The organism is Sphingobium sp. CR2-8 (assembly GCF_035818615.1).
Taxonomy (GTDB): Bacteria; Pseudomonadota; Alphaproteobacteria; order Sphingomonadales; family Sphingomonadaceae; genus Sphingobium.
In genome coordinates this window covers 518,921-536,668 of record NZ_JAYKZY010000002.1, presented here as the reverse complement: position 1 = coordinate 536,668, position 17,748 = coordinate 518,921, and the positions used below count along the sequence as shown (strand labels likewise).

Sequence of the window (17,748 nt, the reverse complement as noted above, 5' to 3'; positions counted from 1 at the left end):
AATTGATGGTTCGCGTGATTTTGGGCGGCCTGTTAGGCGGGCTGGCGATGTTCATCACTGGCTTTCTCTTCTGGGGCACGCCGCTCAGCGCCTTGGCGCTTAGCCGTACCGACGAACAGGCCAGCGCCAATTTGCAGGCGTCTCTTGCGCAGGCACTCAGCCCCGGCGGCACCGGCGTCTATGTGATCCCCGACCCTGCGACGGCGCAGGGCACCATCCTCTACGGCAAAGGGCCGGTGGCCCAGATCTTCTACAATGAAGGCGGGTTTCCGGTGATGGACAGCGCCGCGCTGATCGGCGGGTTGATCCTGGCGCTCGTGGTGGGCGTGCTCATCGCGCTGGCGTTACGCTTCGCACTGGCGGACTTTGCGAGCCGGGTGCGCGTCTCCATCCTCTTCGCGCTAGCGGCAGTGCTATGGCTACATATCGGCCAAGCCGTCACCAACCATGCGCCATGGGGCTATATCCTCTATCTGGCTTTCAGCGATTTCGTGGCGCTCGCGCTCGCAGGGCTGATCGCGGCCAAGCTGATGGACAGCAGGATCGCGGCGGATCTGAGCGACCGCAGCAATATTCACTAATCGGCTTCCTCCGCCATGCGGATCATGCAGGCGGCATGGCGGCGCGCGACCGCCATGCGGTCGGCACCATAGCCGCCGCCCATGGTGCTGGCGACGGGTATGGCCCGCGAACGCGCCTGCCGCATGACATAGCGATCGCGCGCGTCCAGGCCTGCGTCGCTGAGCGCCAGCCGTCCCAATCGGTCGTCCATGTGCGGATCGACACCCGCCTGATACAGGATCAGATCGGGTTCGAAATCGTCCAGGATGCGCGGGAGGGTGTCGGCCAACACTGATAGATAGGCCGTGTCGCCGATCCCGTCGTCCAATCCGATGTCGAGCGTCGAGCGCGCCTTGCGCACCGGGAAATTCTTTTCCGCGTGGATCGACAGGGTGAATATGTCCCCCCGCCCCGCCATCAGCGACGCGGTGCCATCCCCCTGATGCACGTCGAGGTCGAGGATCAGGATGCGCGCTGCGTCGCCTTCCGCCACCAGCCGGTTGGCGGCGATGGCGAGGTCGTTGAACACGCAATAGCCTGCGCCTGTATCAGCCAGCGCATGATGACTGCCGCCCGCTGCGTTGGCGGCATAGCGATGGACCATCGCCAGCTTGGCCGCCGCCCAAGTGCCGCCGGGCGACAGGATCGACCGGCGCATCACCCTCTCCGTCACGGGAAATCCGATCCGGCGCGCTTTTTCAGTTGGTACGGACAGGGTCAGCACCTCGTTGACATAGGCCGGATCATGCACCGCGTCGATCCAAGCGCGCGGCATGGGTTGCGGCGCAACGATCTGAAAATCCACGCCGGTTTCGCTCAGCGCATCGATTACCAGACCATATTTATCGAAACGAAAATGGCTGCCCGGTGTTGCAGGGGAGACATAGGCGGGATGGTGAACAACGTGCAGCATGATCTTTTCCCGCTATCGCGATTTGAACAGTGGCGGCTTTGCGCTATCTGGTCCAGCATGAACCACCCGATGATGATCCGTGTCCCGCTGCTGGCGCTCGCTGGCTTCGCTACGCTGCCGCTGGCGGCGCAAACCCCGCCGCCAGTCATGGCCCCGACCCTGCCCGCCCCCACGGTGCAGCCGATCCCCGTGCCCCCGCCCCCCGTGCCGATCCCGGCGCTGTCGTCCGCGCAGGAGGCATGGGCCAATGACTGGCTGAAAAGCGGCGCGGCGCAGGGCCTGATGGCCCGGCAGAAGGCGAGCGGTCCGCTGCATGGCGAGGCGCTGGTCAACGCGCTGATCGACCGCGCCAAGGCTTTGAATACCGGCCGCGTCGATACCGCCGACTTCCTGAACATCTGGGCCTTGCGTCCCGCCGCTTTCGATCCCCGCCCCGGCCTCGCCAAGGCGGTGAGCGAGGATCGGCTTGCATCCTGGTCCACCGGCCTGACGCCGCCCTGGGCGGGCTATGATACGCTGCGCAAGGGCCTGGCCAAATATGAGGCGATCCGCGACAAGGGCGGATGGCCGACCCTGACCGCCGCGTCCGCGCCCGACGTGGTGCGCGCGCGCATCGCGCTGGAAGATCCTGCCGTTACGCCGAACGAGAAGCTGGTCGACGTGATCCAGCGCGCGCAGCGCCGCTACGGTCTGGAGCCTACCGGCCAGCTGGGCGCGCGCACACTGGAAGCGCTCAATGTCGGCGTGGACGATCGCATCGCGGCGATCATGGCGAATATGGAGCGTTGGCGCTGGATGCCGCGCAGCCTGCCGGTCAACCGCGTGCAGGTGAACATCGCCGCGGCCGTGCTGACCGTGTTCGAGGGCGACCAGCCGATCAGTTCGATGCGCGCCGTCACAGGCAGCCCCGACAATGCAACCCCGATGCTGTCGTCCAGCATCCATTCGATCGTCGTCAACCCGCCATGGAACGTGCCAATGTCGATCGCCAAGCGGGAATTGTTCCCCAAGGGACGCGCGACGCTGGCCCGGCAGGGTTACAAGATCATAAAGACACCGGAAGGCGGCGAGCGTATCGTCCAGCCGGCCGGGCCGAACAGCGCGCTGGGCCGGTTGAAGTTCGATTTCAACAATCCCTTCGCCGTCTATCTGCATGACACGCCTTCGCGCGGAAAATTCTCCAGCTACGATAGGCTCGCCAGCCATGGCTGCATCCGTCTGGAAAAGCCGGTGGCGCTGGCCGAGCAGATGGTTGCGGCCGATCCCAATCTGAACGGCCAGATCCAGACCCTGATCGATGAAGGCAAGACCCAGCGGGTGTCGTTGCCTAATCAGGTGGCGGTCTATCTGCTCTACTGGACCGCCTTTGCCAGCAACAATGGCACGGTCAGTTTCCGGGCCGATCCCTATGGCTGGGACAAGCTGCTCGCGCAGAAGATCGAGGCGTCGAGCCGCCGCGTCGATCCCACTGCCGCGCCCTCTTCCGCTATCGCACTGAAGGATTGATCCATGCGTAAAATCGCCCTTTTCGCCCTTGCTGGCGCGCTCATCCTTTCCGCTTGCGGCAAGAAAGAGGAAGAAGCTCCCGCTGCCACCAACAATCTGGTCGAGCCGCCGGTCGAAAACGTCATTATCGAAGAACCCGAAGCGCCGCTGCCCGAGCCGCAGAACAACGCGGTCGCGACTCCGGCTGCGCCGCCGCCTACGGTGTCCGAACAGCAGCAGATATTGGATGACGCCGAAGCGACCGGCATGACGTCGCGCCTGCCCGAAGGCGGCGAACAGAGCCAGCCAGCGGACGGAACGAGCAAGTCGGACGAGTAAGGCCCTGCGCCCCGGTCTTGGACCGGGGCGTCAGCTTTGCTATAGGGCGACACATGGATCGCCGCAATTTCACGAAGTTCGCTTTGAGCGGACTCGCCTTTTCGTTTCTGTCGGACAGCATGGGTCGCGCCGCGCTGTCCACGACGGGGCCTCAATCCCTGAACCCGGCCCCAGTTCCGGCAGCCCCGACCTCCAGCGTTCCGGCGACGCCGCGCGCAATCGCGCAGATGCCCTATGCCGACTTGCTGGAACGGGCGAAGGCCGCGCTGGACCGTCACGCCGACGCCTTCGCCCTGCGTGATCGACTTGCGATCGTCGATTTCGATGCGCCGTCGAAAAATCCGCGCATGCATATCGTGGACCTGATCGGCGGACAGACCAGCAGCTACCTCGTATCCCATGGCCGCGGTTCCGACCCCGCCCATTCCGGCTGGCTACACAGCTTTTCCAACGAGTTCAATTCGCTGGCCAGCTCGTCCGGCGCGTTCAAGACGGGCGACATGTATTTCGGCCAGCATGGTCGCTCGATGCGCCTGCTGGGCCTGGACCCGCAGAACAACAATGCCGAATCGCGCGCCATCGTCATCCATGGCGCGGATTATGTGAGCGAGGATCATGTCGCCGCCTGGGGTAAATGCGGCCGATCCGAGGGTTGCTTCGCGGTCGCCCCCCATATCGTGCCGCAGGTGCTAGGCCTGCTGGGCCCGGGCCGGATGCTCTATGCCGACAAGATCGGCAATAGCTGAGCCTGCCTAGCCGCCATTTGGCTATTGTGCCGCTGGCGCGCCCGTCATGGTTTCGATCGATCCCTTGTTGGTCGCGTCGATCGAGCCGTCTGCGATCATCCTCTTACCCAGCGCAATGGCTTCGTCGCGAATGCCTTCCTGCGTGGTCGTCTGGCTCGACCCGACCAGCGCTGCCAGCAGTACGTTTTTGGATACGGCGTCGTCGGGCTGCTCCGTCACGCTCTGACGCGCTATAGTGACCGCTTCCTCGAAAAAGGGATCGGCGCCGCCACGATCATGGTCGCGCAGATTCTGGTTGCCCAGCTGGATCAGAATGCCGGCCAGGATATTGCGGCTGGCGAGATCGGTGGGCTTGGCCTCCACGACCTTGCGCCAATGCGGAACTGCTTCGGCGTAGAGCGTGATGACCTTGTCCATCTGCCCCAGCGCGCCATAGGCGGCAGCATCGGCGTAGAGCGCGTTCGCCAGGAAATTGACATTGTCGGCCTTGGACGGATCGGCCTCCACCGCCGTGCGGATCGCGGGAAGAGCACCGTCATATTTGGCGACGGCGGTGGCGTTGTCACCCCTCTGCTGGGCAGCCTGGCCCGCGGTGAAATCGGTCACGGCCTTGTTGAAGGCAGCGATTTCCGCAGGCGTCAATTCGCGCGCGACGGCCGCTGCATCGGCGGCGGCGCTATCCTCGACCGGCGGCGCTTCGGGCGGCGGCGCGTCCGGCGTGGCCTGCTGCGCCAGCGCGGCAGGCGCGAGCGGCATGGCGAAGGCGATGAGGGGCGTCAGAACGAATTTTGCGAACGTCGAAGCCAACGTCTGGTCTCCCTAGGTCGATGCAGTGGACATAGCCGGACATAGACTGCCCGTGCTGGCGAAAGAATGAACGAAGGCGCTTCCGGGTTCCGGCACCGTGTCTGTGCAAAACCTGCGCTGTCCTGGAATCGCTAAAGCAACGGCGCGCAACCGCGAAATATTACCGGCATAGCGCGCAGAAATCGGCCGCCATGGCGAAGTCGGCGGCGCGACGCATGGCACGGACGGCGGCATCGGCATCCTCGCCCCATTGTTCGACTTGCCAGGCTTCGTCGATTTCCGCCGCCTGCCAGACGGTGGAGACATCATGCCCCCCTTCGATCACGGCCAGCCCGCAGACCAGCGAACCGCTAAGCGTCACCAGCGTCGACAAGCCGACCAGCGTGAAGGGATCGAGCGCCGCGACGACGGCCGCGAGCCGGGCAAGCGCATCTTCGGGCTGCGGCACCGGCAGGATGCCCTGCGTCACCACGAAAGCAACATCGTAGCGCGCCTGCGCCCAGTCGAGCAACGGGTTCCACGCCGCCGCCTGCCGCGCGACCAGCGTTTCGGGGCCGTTGGCGCGATAACAAAGCAGGTCGGACTGGGCGTAGCGCGCGACCCCTGCGGCAAAATCCGTCGGTTTGGGCGCGACATGATCGATCGCCGCATTGGCAAGGCCGGTCATGGGCATCGATGCGGGGTCGACGCTTTCTCCTTGCGCGCGCCATTCCTGCGCCACGGCCTGCGCCAGGGCAGCCGACGGCAGCGCGAGCGACGCGCGGGCCGGGGTGCGGACGGGGCGACCATCCAGCCGGATGGCGAAACCCGCCTCATCCGCGACAACGGTCACATCGGTGTAGAAACGCTTCATTGCGGCGGCCGCGTGCGGAACAGCGCCAGCAGCAGGCGGGGCACGAGGATGAACTGAAACAGGCCGGTGACGACCATGATCGCGCCGAAGGCCTTGGCCTTGTCCCCCTGCACCCAGGTGAAGCGCTGCATAATGGCGAGGAAGCCAGACATCACGATGAACGCGCCCGACAGGCGGAACAGGCCGATCGCGAAATGCCGCTGGCGGGCCACCGAATCGGGATTGGGTTTGGGAGGCGGAGGGAGGTCGGTCATGGCGCGCCGATATGGCCGCGCAATTCCATGCTGTCCATCGCCACGGCATGCGCGCCCGCAGCGACCAGTTCGTCCGGCAGATGATAGCCCCAGGCGACCCCGATGCTGCGCACCCCGGCCGCCCGTCCCATGTCGATGTCGAAACTGGTGTCGCCGATCATGATCGTGCTGTCGGGCATGGCGCCCGCCTCCGCCATGGCGGTCAGCAGCATGGAAGGATGCGGCTTGGACGGGTGGCGATCGGCGGTCTGGAGCGTGACGAATCGATCGAGGATGCCATGATGGGTGAGGCACAGGTTGAGGCCGCGATCCGACTTGCCCGTCGCCACGCCCAGCAGCCATCCTGCGGCGACCAGATCATGCACCAGATCGGCGATGCCGGGATAGAGCGGTTCCTGCACGCCCTGTTCCCGCCGCATCGCCTGGAACGCCAGCTTGTAGCGATCGGCCAGATGATCGTGAAAGTCCGGCTCCGCATCCGGCAACAGCCGCGCCATCGCGACCGGCAACGACAGGCCGACCGCTGACAGGATCGCGGGCCGTTCGGGCGGGGGAAGTTTCACCGCCTCGAACGCGTGGACCATGGCGGCGCAGATGCTATGCTGGCTGTCGACCAGCGTGCCGTCGCAATCGAGAACGACGAGCTTGTTGGTCATCGGCGCGCCTCCTTCATTCGGTGACGGCCCCTGGCAGCGTCGCCCGCATGAGCGTGGCGATCGCGGCGTCGCCTGCTGCGGCCATGCCGTCCGCTGCGGCCGCCAGGGCAACAGGCGGCTTGTTCTGACCCAGCTTGCGCGTCCCGCGCCACTCGACCACCTGCATGTCATAGCCGATGATAGCGCTGGCCATGCGATCGAACAGACCGGGCGTCATCTTGTCGCGGGTCCAGACGGGCTTGGGCGCCAGTCGCGCCTCGCTGGCCAGCGACAGCGCGTCGATCAGGTCAGGCAAGGCGGTGGCGGGCAGCGCGCGAACATCGCCTTCCAGTTCGGCGGCGACATAATTCCATGTCGGCACCTGATCGTCCAATCCGTACCAGTCCGGACTGACATAACCGTGCGGCCCGTTCACCACGAACAACGCCCGTGCGCCGTCGAGGTGGCTCGCCAGGCGATTGCCACGCGACAGGTGAAAACCGATCCGCTGTTCGTCCAGCCAGACCACCGGGACATGGGCGACCGCCGGTCCATCGGGCGTCTGCGCGAAGAGCATGCCGAATGGCTGTGCGGTCACGAAAGCGCGCAGCGCCTGCTGGTCGCGCCAGCCGAACTGGGGATCGGGATGCATCGCTACCCCTTTATGGGCGGGATCCGCGCGATCGCCGCTCGCCCTTGCGATCCTTGCGCACCTGCTTGGCGTGCTGCCGCGCGAACTTCTTTTCGTCCTCGCGCGTCGGAGTCCGGTCGATCTCGTCGTCCAGCGGCATGTCGCCCAGGCTCAGGTCGAAACCGAGTTCGGAGATGCTGTTGGCGAAATGGGTCGGCAGTTCCGCCATCACGTCCACCCGTCCGCCATCGGGATGATCGACGCGGATGCGGCGCGCATGCAGATGCATCTTGCGGCTGATCGATCCGGACAGGAAGCTGTCCTTGCCGCCATATTTGCCGTCACCCACAATCGGATGGCCGATCGCGGCCAGATGGACGCGCAGTTGGTGGGTGCGGCCGGTATAGGGTTGCAGCTCGACCCATGCGGCGCGGTTCCCTGCGCGTTCGATTACGCGGTAACGCGTGCGGGCAGGCAGCCCTTCCGCCTCATCCACATGCATCTTCTCGCCGCCGGTGCCGGGTTGCTTGGCCAGCGGCAGTTCGATCATGCCGTCGTTGATCGATGGCACGCCGATCACCAGCGCCCAATAGACCTTGCGCGCGGTGCGGCTGGAGAAGGTCTTCGCGAAATGGGCGGCCGAGCGGCTACTGCGCGCCAGCAACAGCGCGCCCGACGTATCCTTGTCGAGTCGATGGACCAGCTTGGGCCGCGAATTGGCGTCGAACAACAGTGCGTCGAGCAGCTTGTCGACATGCTCGTCGGTCTTGGTCCCGCCCTGCGTGGCGAGGCCGGGCGGCTTGTTGATGACGATCGCCTGATCGTCCCTGTGGATCACCATCTCCTGCGCATAGGCGATTTCATCGGGGGTCAGGTCGATGACGCGGACGCGCTTCACGCGTTCAGGGACGTCGGGCTTGGCTTCGGCCGGGGGCACGCGGATCGTCTGCCCTTCCAGGATGCGGTCGCCCGGGGCAGCGCGCGCGCCGTCGACCCGCAACTGGCCGGTGCGCGACCAGCGCGACACCAGGTTGAAGCCGACATCGGGCAGATGCCGCTGGAACCAGCGGTCGAGCCGGATGCCGTCATCATCCGCCTGAACGCGATACTGACGCACGTCGAGCGAGACGCCCTTGGATGCGCCGGACTTGGCGGCGACGGGCTTTGCGGGCGCTGGCGCGGCTTTGGCAGCGGCGGGCGCGGGGGACTTGGTCCGGGGCTTGAAGGGTGGCTTGCCGCCCTCCCCCTTGCGCGCGGTGGCAGCCTTGGCCGCGCCGCGGGCGCGACCGGGCGCACCGGGCTTGCCGTCACCGAACTTACCGCTGGGTTTCTTGTCGCCGAAGCGCTTGTCCGCAGGCTTGCCGCTGGCGGAGCGGCCCGCAGGCTTGCCGTCGCGTGGTCCCTTGCCGGACGGCGCGCCTGCGCCGGATTTGCCGGGAGGACGCCCCTTCACGCCGTGACACTCCGCATGACCGTGAGGCCCAGCGCCAGTGCCGCAACTGCGCCGACCACCGACGCCAGCGCATAGCCGCTCGCCAAAGCGATGTCGCCGCGCTGGATCATCAGCAGGGTTTCCAGGCTGAAGGCGGAAAAGGTGGTGAAGCCGCCCAGCACGCCCACGCCCAGCAACAGCCGGATCGGTTCGCCCGCTACAGTCGTACCGCGCGCCAGCCATCCGGCCAGCAGCCCCATGGCGAACCCGCCGATCAGATTGGCAGCGAAGGTGCCCCAGGGCCAGGCCGTGCCGGGCGTCATCTGCCCGACGAAACGCCCCAATTGATAGCGCAAGGCGGCACCCACGGCGCCGCCGCCCATCACGAGAAAGATATTGGTCATGAAACCCGCCCTATAGCGATTCCGCCAAAGGGGAAAGCGCGCAATCAGGGGATCGCGGCCCCTTCAAGCGGGCGGCGATGCGCGGCGATGCAACTGATGACGCTCAGCACGACCAGGAGGAAGGCGCCGCTTTCCAGTCCCGTGGGCAGACGGCGCTCCCACGCGAACGCGTAGAGCAGCGCGAAACCGGTTTCGAACAGGATCATCTGCCCCACCATGGTCAGCGGCAGCAGCCGACACGCCCGGTTCCACAGGGCGTTACCGACGATCGAGGCGAACAGTGCGACACCGATAGAGACAGTTGTAAACAATATCCACGCGTCCGCATCATGATGCGCCACGCCCATCCATAACAAGCCCGGCGACAGGAGAAGCGCCTGCGCGCCGGCCATAAGGCCGATCGCCAGATTCCAGTCCGGCGCGGAGACATGTTTCAGGCGGACCAGCCAGCGGCTGTTGCCCACGGCGAAGGCGGTCCAGGATAGCAGCGCCCCGACCGCGCAGGCCAAACCGACAAGCTGCGGGCCGACCGCCCTGCCATCCGGCACACCCACCGCCTGCCAGCCGACGCAGAGCGACCCGGCCACGCACAGCAGGAGCGACGGCGCGAGCCGTCGCAGCGGCAAGGCCCCATGGTCGCGGCTGCCGATGATCGTAACGGCGACCGGCAGGAAACCGATCACCAAGGAGGTTATGGCGATGCCGCCCATCTGCACCGCGGTGGCAAGCAGCACATAATAAAGGAGATTGCCCGTCAGCCCGAGCCAGCCGAGCGCCCACCAGGCAGCAGCATCCAGCCCGGCCACCAAGGCGCGCCAGCGCGGGACGATCAGCAGGCCCGACATCAGGCCATAGGCAAGGTAGCGCCCGACGGCGAGGTCGATCGGCCGGAAATCCCGCACCAGCGCCGGGGCGAGTAAGACCAGGCCCCACAGCCCACCTGCGCCTGCGCCGCATAGGATACCGACCAGATGCTTGTCGTGGCCAGTCCCGATAGCGATGTCATGCCTTTTGCTCATCCGGCGACATCTATCATCCCCGAGCCTGTCTTTGCCCATGATTTCGTCATGCGCTTCCACCAGCCTGCTCGCGCCGCCCGAACAATCCCATTGCCCTTCGCGCCCGCCGGGCTAGTGTTCCCCCATGTCGGAGCGGAAACTCAGGGCGTGGCAGGCGGCGGGATTGATCGACGCCGACACCGCCAGTCGCATCAGCGCGTGGGAAAACGCGCATGCCCGCCCGATCGGCGTCTGGGCGATCGTGGGACTGGGCGCGCTGGCGATCGGCCTGGGGCTGGTGTCTCTAATCGCGGCGAACTGGGATGCGATCCCTGGCGAAACCCGCCTCGCCATCCATATGCTACTGATGGCCGCTCTTGCCGCGCTGATTTGGTGGCGATTGCCCAAGGGCGGGTTGCACGATCAGGCCAGCGACGCCCTGCTGTTCGTTGCGGCGGTGCTGGGCCTGACCTTCTTCGGGCATATCGGGCAGGTATATCAGACCAGTTCGCCGCTGTGGCAGCCGCTGCTTGCCTGGCTGTTGCTCTTTTCGCCTTTGTTGCTGCTGTTCGGCCGCGGCTGGCCGGTCGCGGCGCTGTGGATGGTGGGCCTTTTTGGCACCGCCTGGGCGCATGCCGACGACTATGGGCATCTGTGGACCTTCGGTCGGACGGAGCCGGTATATCCCGCGCTGTACTGGGGCCTGATCGCCTGCCCACCCATGGCCGTCGCCGGTTGCGCCGCGCTGATGCGGGGCGTGAGCGATCGACCCGATTTCTGGAGACTGCTCGAACAGATCGCGCTCGCCACTATCTTCGCCGCTATCAGTCTCTTCATGCTGATATTGGGCTGGGACGGCCATGCCGGCGTCCTGTCGGGCAGCATCGCCCTGCAGAGCATCGCCATGATCGGCGCGGCGGCCGCCATCGCCCATGCGCGACGCACGGCGTCCGGGCGGGCGACGGCCGCGCTGCTTGTGGTCGCGGCGGCGCTACATATGGGCCAGATGCTGCTTCCCGCCTTGCATGACACGGCCCGCACCGCGACCGCCACGCTGTTCTTCCTCGCCTTGTGGGGTGCCGTCGCCGCTGCAGCGATCCATGCGCACTGGCGGCGCATCTTCCAGGCGGCGGTGGCGCTGGTCGCGCTGCGCATCATCATCCTGAGCTTCGAACTGAATGACGACCTGCTGGGCAGTGGCGTGGGCCTGATCCTGTCCGGCCTGTTCGCCATGGCAGTCGCCTGGGCATCGATCCGGATATCGAAGCGCTATGCCCCGACGCGGGCCGGTGTCGCATGACGCCCGCGCGCCATCGCCTGTTGCTTGCCGTGGCGCTGCTCTTGCCGCTCGTGCTGCTGGCTGCGAGCTGGGCGACGACATATCGGCAGGCACAGCAGGGGCAGGACTGGCTGATCCCGATAGAGGGCTATGATCCACGCGACCTGTTGCGCGGCCATTATGTGCAATATCGCTATGCCTGGCCGACACCACCGGCGCGCGACGGGGAACCGCAGGGTGATGTCGGCGGTGCCGACGCCTTGTGCGTCGTCGGCACCGCGCCACATATCCGGTCGGTCCGGCCGCTGGCCCAGCCTGCGGGTCGTCCCGATCCGGCAGCGGCACAAAAGTGTGCTGTCATCCTGCGCGCGACGATGGGCGCGCGGCGCGAAGTTCGCGGCCTGAATAGCGGCATTTTCTATGCGTCTCAGGGGCAGGCGATTGCCCTGTCGCGCAAGCTGGCCGATCCGCATCTGCAAGGGCTGGTTCGCGTCCGGGTACGCGCCGATGGCGTCATGCGGCCGGTCGCGCTGGAATTTCGGCGGCGGCGCCTGCCCTAAAGTTCCAGGCCGATCAACGTCCCGCTGCCGATCCGGTCGACATGGCGCTTGCCGTCGATCTCCAGCCAGTCTGGCGTCACTTCCAGCCGCCGACCATTGATGGTGGTGCGCAGATGCTCCACCGCGATCCGATTGCGCGCGACGACGCGCAGCACCGCCAGTCCGTCCCCGCGCGCCGCCATCATGCTGTAGCGGTCCCCGCGCAGCAGGAAATGCCAGCTGCCATCGGTCGGTTTCCATTCGTTGCCGTCGATGACCTGCGTCGCCTGCCCTTCGGGCGACCCCAGCCGCACGCTGATACGGGTCGCGCCGTTGGTCCGGCGCGGCGGCGCGAAGATGAGGATCGGCTCCCCTTCCAGCGTGATCGGGATCGGCGTGTCGCGCAGCAGGCGGGATCCGCCGACGATCAGTTGCGGCAATTCCGCCGAGAAAGGCAGCCGGTCGCGCGCGAAGTGACGCTGCCGCACCACGGGATTGGCATGGAAGCTGTGCACCTGCGTCGCGGTCAGCCGTCCTTCCTCCACCAGACCATGGCAGGTCGGACAGAGCAGGGTCGCTCCCGCCGCATCGGGCAAGCCCAGATAGCGATAGATGGTAACGCCGCACCGCACACAGGCGAACCCGCATGCCTGGCGGATATCGGCCCGCTGTTCGGCTGTCAGGTCCGTCAAAGACGGCATCACGCGCAAGCCCACCATGGACGACCCCTTTTAGCGCCGCCCACACCTTTGCGGACGGACGTTCCTGACATGGCGTCCTCTTGCAATACAAGGCTCTGCGGCCTCTTATTCAGTCACCTATCGTTGAAATAAATCGGTCCAAGTCAAGGGGCTGGTCGAAATTGTCTATCTTTGCGGCAATAGGTCGAGGTTGCGCGCGGCGGCGATCGCGCGGATGCGATCGGGCCGCGGCATGTTCTTGATCGCGATTTCGGCGATGTCGCCCGCGCTGAACAGTTCGACATGGCCGACACCGAAGATGCGCTGGCCCAGACTTTGGGTGATGCGCACCGACCGGATGCTGGTCAGCGCGACCTCCGTCCGCTGCTTGGCCAGCAATCCGCGTTCCAACAAGACTTCCCGCTCGCTCAGCGCCAGCCGTTCGCCCTTGTGCAGCACCCACCAGATCGCGATCCCGACGATGCCCACCACCGACACGAGCAGCAGCAGGAACAGCATAGGATGCGCCCGGAACATGGCGGGATGTTCGTCATACAACCAGATGTCGCTCACGCCGTCTCCCTCGCACCAGCATGCCGACTTGACCATGGCCCGGCCCAGCCGTCAAGGCGCACGCCCGGTTCCTGATGCAGATCAATCGGTTGGCGAAACGGCTGCCGATGGAATCCGGCCAGGGTCAGCGTCCCAGATGCCGATCGAAAAATTGCCAGATGATGGCATAGGCATCGGCCGTTTCGGGGGTATCGACCATCGTGTTGAACTCACCATGGCCCGTCCCTTCTAGGACCAGCAATTGCGTATCCACCCCGGCCTTGAGCAGGGCGACATTCGTGACCAGCACGTTGCTCATGGCGGTGTCGCGCGTGCCGGTGACGAGCAGCGTGGGCGGAAATTGCGCCAGGACATCGGGGAAAAGGCCCGGCGTCACGAGTGGATCATGCGGGTCGGTGCCGGCGAGATAGGCATGGCCCGGACTTGCGTCCCTCTGTTCGGGCGTCGGGGCGATCCGTCCGTTCAACATCGGCGCAACGGCCGACGAATCGCCGCCATACCAGAAGGTCGGCATCGCGCCCGCGCAGAAGATGCCCGCAGCGCCGAGCCGCGGCAGCGCATGTTTCTGAAACCATGCCAGGGATTGCGCCACCAGCGCGCCGCCGGCGGAACATCCATATAGACCGATATTCTCAGGCTTATAGTTTTCCAGCAGCTTGCGATACACCTGCGCCACATCCTGGCTGGCGGCCGGGAAGCGATGTTCCGGCGCCAGCCTGTAATCGATCGCGATGACCTTTATCCGGCCTTGCCCGGCCAGCGGCAGAGCTTCGGCCTGCCCGCCTGCGCCCGATCCGGTGAAGAAGCCGCCGCCATGCAGGTTGATGAGGACACGATGGGCATTTTCCGGAGCGATCCCTTGCGTGGGTATGATCTCGTCGACCTTGACCCCGTTCATCGTTAGCGAACGGATGGTGGCGGGATGGAGCCGCTGCCATTTATCGACGACGGATTGGAGGAAAGCGTCGGACAGGGCGCGCGTGGCCGACAGGCTGGGCGCGGATGTGGCCGAAGGCGTGGCACGCGCCAGCTTCTGTTCGATCTGCGACCGGGCCGGAGCGCTGAGAAGATCGGAGGGCGGCACCTTCACGCCATGGGCGGTGATGACGCCGTTGCTGTCCGCCGCGACGCTTTGGGTTTGAGCGTTCGCATCGCCGATACTGCCACATGCGATCAACGTCGCCATGATGGCCACGCGCGTCATAGAAGGATGTAGAGGCGGGCGTGTCCAGGGGCGCATGGCAGGTCCTTGAGATCGATACGGCTTCGGGCGACTGTCGGCCTTCCGTCCCATGCGGCGATGGCCTATGCCATCCCTGTCGCCGGTCTTCCTGCCTGTCGGAAACCGGGGCTGTCGGAAACCGGGCTAGCCCGCCCGCGCCTTCACCGCCGCCAATATGTCGCCCGCCAGCTTCGCATAATCGGCGCACGCCCTTTGCAGGGCGGCTTCGGCGCCCTCTCCTCGCAGCCTTCCGAAACATTGCCGGTTCTGCGACGCGCGCATTTCACGCAGTCTGATGCGTGTTTCCGCCGCCAGCCCGAGTTGCGGACCGGTGCGTCGCCACGCTTCGGCCGCGCTGTAGATGCGGCGACCCGGATGGATGCCGGGATCGCCCCCCGCCGCTGCGCCCAGTCGGTCGACCCGGCCTGCTTCCACGATCAGGTCGGTCAGGAACAGGTCCAGTTCGCGCAGGCCGTTGCCGAACAATTTGGCAGGCATGGCGTCGCGCCTGCGGTCCGCGGCATTGGGGCAGAGGCCCAGCGACATGCCGTTCGCCAGAAACGCCGCGGCCCGCTCTATCCGTGCGACCTGCCCCGCAAGCTCTGCGTAGCGGTCGCGCATCGGATCAGCTCTCGTCGCCCATGCGCAGCGCGGCGATGAAGGCTTCCTGCGGAATCTGGACGCTGCCATATTCGCGCATCCGCTTCTTGCCTTCCTTCTGCTTGTCGAGCAGCTTCTTCTTGCGGCTGATGTCGCCGCCATAGCATTTGGCGGTCACATCCTTGCGCATCGCCGCGATCGTCTCGCGCGCGATCACCTTGCCGCCGATCGCCGCCTGGATCGGGATCTTGAACAGATGGCGGGGGATGAGGTCTTTCAGACGCTCGCACATGCCGCGTCCGCGCAATTCGGCGGTGCCGCGATGGACGATCATGCTGAGCGCATCGACCGGCTCGCTGTTGACCATGATGCTCATCTTAACGAGGTCGCCCTCGCGATAGCCGATCTGGTGATAGTCGAAGCTGGCATAGCCGCGGCTGATGGACTTCAACCGATCGTAAAAGTCGAACACCACTTCGTTGAGCGGCAGTTCGTAGGTCACCTGCGCGCGGCCGCCCACATAGGTCAGATTCTTCTGGATGCCGCGCCGGTCCTGGCAGAGCTTAAGGATCGAACCGAGATACTCGTCGGGGCAGTAGATGATCGCCTCGATCCACGGTTCCTCGATCTCGTCGATCTTGGTGGGATCGGGCATGTCGGCCGGATTGTGCAGTTCGATCTCGCCCGCGCCGTAGGTCAGCTGGATCTTGTAGACCACCGACGGGGCGGTGGTGATGAGGTCGAGATCATATTCGCGGGTCAGCCGCTCCTGGATGATCTCCAGATGGAGCAACCCTAAGAACCCGCAGCGGAAGCCAAAGCCCAGCGCCGCGCTGCTCTCCATCTCGAAGGAGAAGCTGGCGTCGTTCAGGCGCAGCTTGCTGATCGAATCGCGCAGCTTGTCGAAATCATTGGCATCGACCGGGAAGAGGCCGCAGAACACAACCGGCTGGACTTCCTTGAAGCCCGGCAACGGCTTGGCCGCCGGATTCTTGACGGTGGTGATGGTGTCGCCGACGCGTGTCTGGCTGATATCCTTGATCTGGGCGGTGATGAAGCCGATCTCGCCCGGCCCCAGTTCGGGCAATTGCTCGATCTTGGGCCGCATGCAGCCGACGCGGTCGACCAGATGCTCGGTGCCGCCGATCATGAACTTGACGTTCTGGCCCTTCTTGATGACCCCGTTCATCACCCGCACCAGAATGACGACGCCCAGATAGGGGTCGTACCAGCTGTCGACCAGCATCGCTTCCAGCGGGGCGTCGCGGTCGCCCTTGGGCGGGGGGATCTTTTTCACGATGGCTTCGAGGATATCGTCGATGCCGATGCCCGATTTCGCGCTGGCCAGCACGGCTTCGGAGGCGTCCAGGCCGATCACTTCCTCGATTTCCGCGCGCACCTTTTCCGGCTCGGCGGCAGGCAGGTCGATCTTGTTGAGGACCGGCACGATCTCATGATCATGCTCGATCGACTGATAGACGTTGGCCAGGGTCTGCGCCTCCACGCCCTGCGCTGCGTCCACGACCAGCAGCGCGCCCTCGCACGCGGCCAGGCTGCGCGACACCTCATAGGCGAAGTCGACATGGCCCGGCGTGTCCATGAGGTTCAGCTCATAGGTCTCGCCATTTTTCGCGACATAGTCGAGGCGCACCGTCTGCGCCTTGATCGTGATGCCCCGCTCCTTCTCGATATCCATATTGTCGAGCACCTGCGCGCTCATCTCACGGTCCGTCAGGCCGCCCGTCCGCTGGATCAGGCGGTCGGCCAGCGTCGATTTGCCATGGTCGATATGGGCGATGATGGAAAAATTGCGGATATGGCTGAGGTCGGTCATCGCGCGCCGATAGCAGTGATTTCATGCGCTGTCAGCAGGATCGCGCAGCGCGCACACAGGATGACAAAGGCCGTCATCCTGACGTGGCTTTGCTTGGAAGCGACCCCGGCTTGTGATAGGCGTTCGCAGGAACGGGGCAACATATCTCAACATCAAGCAACAAACGGGGTTCTTGACATGCGTGGATTGAAAAAGCTGACCGCAGCCATGGTCTGCCTGACGCTGGTCGCGCCGCAGGCGATGGCCGCGGACAAGGGATCGTCGGGCCGTCAGGCCCAGACCAAGAAGCAGATGGAAATCCCGCGCTGCACCAAGCGGCTGGGCACCGTCGCGATCGTGGAGCCGGACAATCAGTGGTGGCGCGAACTCAATCTGGGCAGCCCCGAAGCGATCATCAAATTGTTCGTCCAGCAGTCCGGCTGCTTCGGCATCGTCAATCGGGGCCGTTCGATGGCGAGCCGCAACATGGAACGCGCCATGGCGGATTCGGGCGAATTGCAGGCCGGATCGAACCTGGGCAAGGGTCAGGTCAAGGCGGCCGACTATTTCATCCAGCCCGATATCGTGACGACCAACAAAAATAGCGGCGGCAACGCCATCGGCGGTCTGGTCGGCGGCTTCCTGGGCGGGCGGACGCTGGGCGCGCTGGCAGGCGGCATCTCGATCAAGAAGAGCGAGGCCAATGTCATGCTGTCGGTCGTGAACGCGCGGACGACCGAGGAAGAGGTCATGGCCGAGGGCTATTTTCGCAAGTCGGACCTCAGCTTCGGCGGCGGCGGCGGCCTGGGCTGGATGGGCGGCCTGGCGGCGGTCGGCGGCGGCGGATATCAGAATACCGATATCGGCCAGGTGATCGTGCTCGCCTATCTCGACGCCTATACCAAGATGGTCACGCAGATGGGCGGCCTGCCTGCCAACGCGGCCGCTGCGGCGCCCGTCGCGCAATAAGGCGCAAATCTATCG

The 17,748-nt window shown here is 65.4% G+C and carries 21 protein-coding genes; 7 read left to right on the top strand and 14 right to left on the bottom strand.

What is annotated here, in order from left to right; genetic code table 11:
- Positions 1–5 precede the first annotated feature (5 nt).
- Entirely contained in the window at positions 6–581 is a 576-nt protein-coding gene (locus U5A82_RS06520) for a hypothetical protein (RefSeq protein WP_326289567.1), read from the top strand.
- Here the strand turns inward: U5A82_RS06520 and U5A82_RS06515 are convergent.
- Positions 578–1,474 carry a histone deacetylase family protein gene (locus tag U5A82_RS06515; RefSeq protein ID WP_326289565.1) on the bottom strand — a complete coding sequence of 299 codons (897 nt, stop codon included), beginning with the start codon at positions 1,472–1,474 and terminating at the stop codon, positions 578–580. The genes U5A82_RS06520 and U5A82_RS06515 overlap by 4 nt on opposite strands.
- 57 nt (positions 1,475–1,531) lie before the next feature.
- Between U5A82_RS06515 and U5A82_RS06510 the strand changes: the two genes are divergently transcribed.
- From U5A82_RS06510 to U5A82_RS06500, 3 genes are read left to right on the top strand one after another with little or no spacing between them, the layout of a single operon-like run.
- Complete coding sequence (locus tag U5A82_RS06510) at positions 1,532–2,980, top strand: L,D-transpeptidase family protein (protein WP_442802159.1); 1,449 nt, start codon at positions 1,532–1,534, stop codon at positions 2,978–2,980.
- Between the two features lie 3 nt (positions 2,981–2,983).
- A complete protein-coding gene (locus U5A82_RS06505; protein ID WP_326289563.1) occupies positions 2,984–3,298 on the top strand; it encodes a hypothetical protein in 315 nt (104 codons plus the stop codon).
- Positions 3,299–3,351: 53 nt separating this feature from the next.
- A complete protein-coding gene (locus tag U5A82_RS06500; protein ID WP_326289561.1) occupies positions 3,352–4,044 on the top strand; it encodes a murein L,D-transpeptidase catalytic domain family protein in 693 nt (230 codons plus the stop codon).
- A 21-nt stretch (positions 4,045–4,065) separates the two neighbouring features.
- On the opposite strand, the gene U5A82_RS06495 is transcribed toward U5A82_RS06500, so the two are convergent.
- The 8 genes from U5A82_RS06495 to U5A82_RS06460 form a co-directional block, all read right to left on the bottom strand.
- Positions 4,066–4,800, bottom strand: a complete 735-nt coding sequence (locus U5A82_RS06495) for a hypothetical protein (RefSeq protein WP_442802205.1) — start codon at positions 4,798–4,800, stop codon at positions 4,066–4,068.
- A 211-nt stretch (positions 4,801–5,011) separates the two neighbouring features.
- Positions 5,012–5,704: an ATP12 family chaperone protein gene (locus tag U5A82_RS06490; protein ID WP_326289557.1), complete on the bottom strand. Its 693-nt coding sequence runs from the start codon at positions 5,702–5,704 to the stop codon at positions 5,012–5,014.
- Positions 5,701–5,958, bottom strand: coding sequence for a hypothetical protein (locus tag U5A82_RS06485; protein ID WP_326289555.1), 258 nt, complete (start codon positions 5,956–5,958; stop codon positions 5,701–5,703). Before U5A82_RS06485 ends, U5A82_RS06490 begins: the two co-directional genes overlap by 4 nt.
- Positions 5,955–6,614, bottom strand: coding sequence for an HAD-IA family hydrolase (locus U5A82_RS06480; RefSeq protein ID WP_326289554.1), 660 nt, complete (start codon positions 6,612–6,614; stop codon positions 5,955–5,957). The genes U5A82_RS06485 and U5A82_RS06480 overlap by 4 nt, the downstream gene beginning before the upstream one ends.
- A gap of 13 nt (positions 6,615–6,627) precedes the next feature.
- Positions 6,628–7,245, bottom strand: coding sequence for an FMN-binding negative transcriptional regulator (locus U5A82_RS06475; RefSeq protein ID WP_326289552.1), 618 nt, complete (start codon positions 7,243–7,245; stop codon positions 6,628–6,630).
- Between the two features lie 10 nt (positions 7,246–7,255).
- Positions 7,256–8,677, bottom strand: a complete 1,422-nt coding sequence (locus U5A82_RS06470) for an RluA family pseudouridine synthase (RefSeq protein WP_326289551.1) — start codon at positions 8,675–8,677, stop codon at positions 7,256–7,258.
- On the bottom strand, positions 8,674–9,060 hold the full coding sequence (gene crcB, locus U5A82_RS06465) for a fluoride efflux transporter CrcB (protein WP_326289549.1): 387 nt from the start codon (positions 9,058–9,060) through the stop codon (positions 8,674–8,676). Before crcB ends, U5A82_RS06470 begins: the two co-directional genes overlap by 4 nt.
- Positions 9,061–9,104: 44 nt before the next feature.
- Positions 9,105–10,079: a DMT family transporter gene (locus U5A82_RS06460; protein WP_326289547.1), complete on the bottom strand. Its 975-nt coding sequence runs from the start codon at positions 10,077–10,079 to the stop codon at positions 9,105–9,107.
- Positions 10,080–10,203: 124 nt separating this feature from the next.
- Between U5A82_RS06460 and U5A82_RS06455 the strand changes: the two genes are divergently transcribed.
- Positions 10,204–11,358, top strand: coding sequence for a DUF2157 domain-containing protein (locus tag U5A82_RS06455; RefSeq protein WP_326289545.1), 1,155 nt, complete (start codon positions 10,204–10,206; stop codon positions 11,356–11,358).
- A complete protein-coding gene (locus U5A82_RS06450) occupies positions 11,355–11,897 on the top strand; it encodes a GDYXXLXY domain-containing protein (RefSeq protein ID WP_326289544.1) in 543 nt (180 codons plus the stop codon). The genes U5A82_RS06455 and U5A82_RS06450 overlap by 4 nt, the downstream gene beginning before the upstream one ends.
- Here the strand turns inward: U5A82_RS06450 and U5A82_RS06445 are convergent.
- The 5 genes from U5A82_RS06445 to lepA all read right to left on the bottom strand — a co-directional run bounded on the left by U5A82_RS06445 (position 11,894) and on the right by lepA (position 16,785).
- Positions 11,894–12,577 (bottom strand): hypothetical protein, encoded by a 684-nt coding sequence (locus tag U5A82_RS06445; protein ID WP_326292862.1) that lies wholly within the window; start codon positions 12,575–12,577, stop codon positions 11,894–11,896. The two genes, U5A82_RS06450 and U5A82_RS06445, sit on opposite strands and share 4 nt — an antisense overlap.
- A 165-nt stretch (positions 12,578–12,742) precedes the next feature.
- On the bottom strand, positions 12,743–13,129 hold the full coding sequence (locus U5A82_RS06440; protein ID WP_326289543.1) for a PH domain-containing protein: 387 nt from the start codon (positions 13,127–13,129) through the stop codon (positions 12,743–12,745).
- A gap of 124 nt (positions 13,130–13,253) precedes the next feature.
- Positions 13,254–14,333 (bottom strand): alpha/beta hydrolase, encoded by a 1,080-nt coding sequence (locus tag U5A82_RS06435; protein ID WP_326289541.1) that lies wholly within the window; start codon positions 14,331–14,333, stop codon positions 13,254–13,256.
- A 162-nt stretch (positions 14,334–14,495) separates the two neighbouring features.
- Positions 14,496–14,972 (bottom strand): hypothetical protein, encoded by a 477-nt coding sequence (locus U5A82_RS06430; RefSeq protein WP_326289540.1) that lies wholly within the window; start codon positions 14,970–14,972, stop codon positions 14,496–14,498.
- Positions 14,973–14,976: 4 nt separating this feature from the next.
- On the bottom strand, positions 14,977–16,785 hold the full coding sequence (lepA, locus tag U5A82_RS06425; protein WP_326289538.1) for a translation elongation factor 4: 1,809 nt from the start codon (positions 16,783–16,785) through the stop codon (positions 14,977–14,979).
- Between the two features lie 177 nt (positions 16,786–16,962).
- Between lepA and U5A82_RS06420 the strand changes: the two genes are divergently transcribed.
- Positions 16,963–17,733, top strand: coding sequence for a CsgG/HfaB family protein (locus U5A82_RS06420; RefSeq protein ID WP_326289537.1), 771 nt, complete (start codon positions 16,963–16,965; stop codon positions 17,731–17,733).
- Positions 17,734–17,748 lie beyond the last annotated feature (15 nt).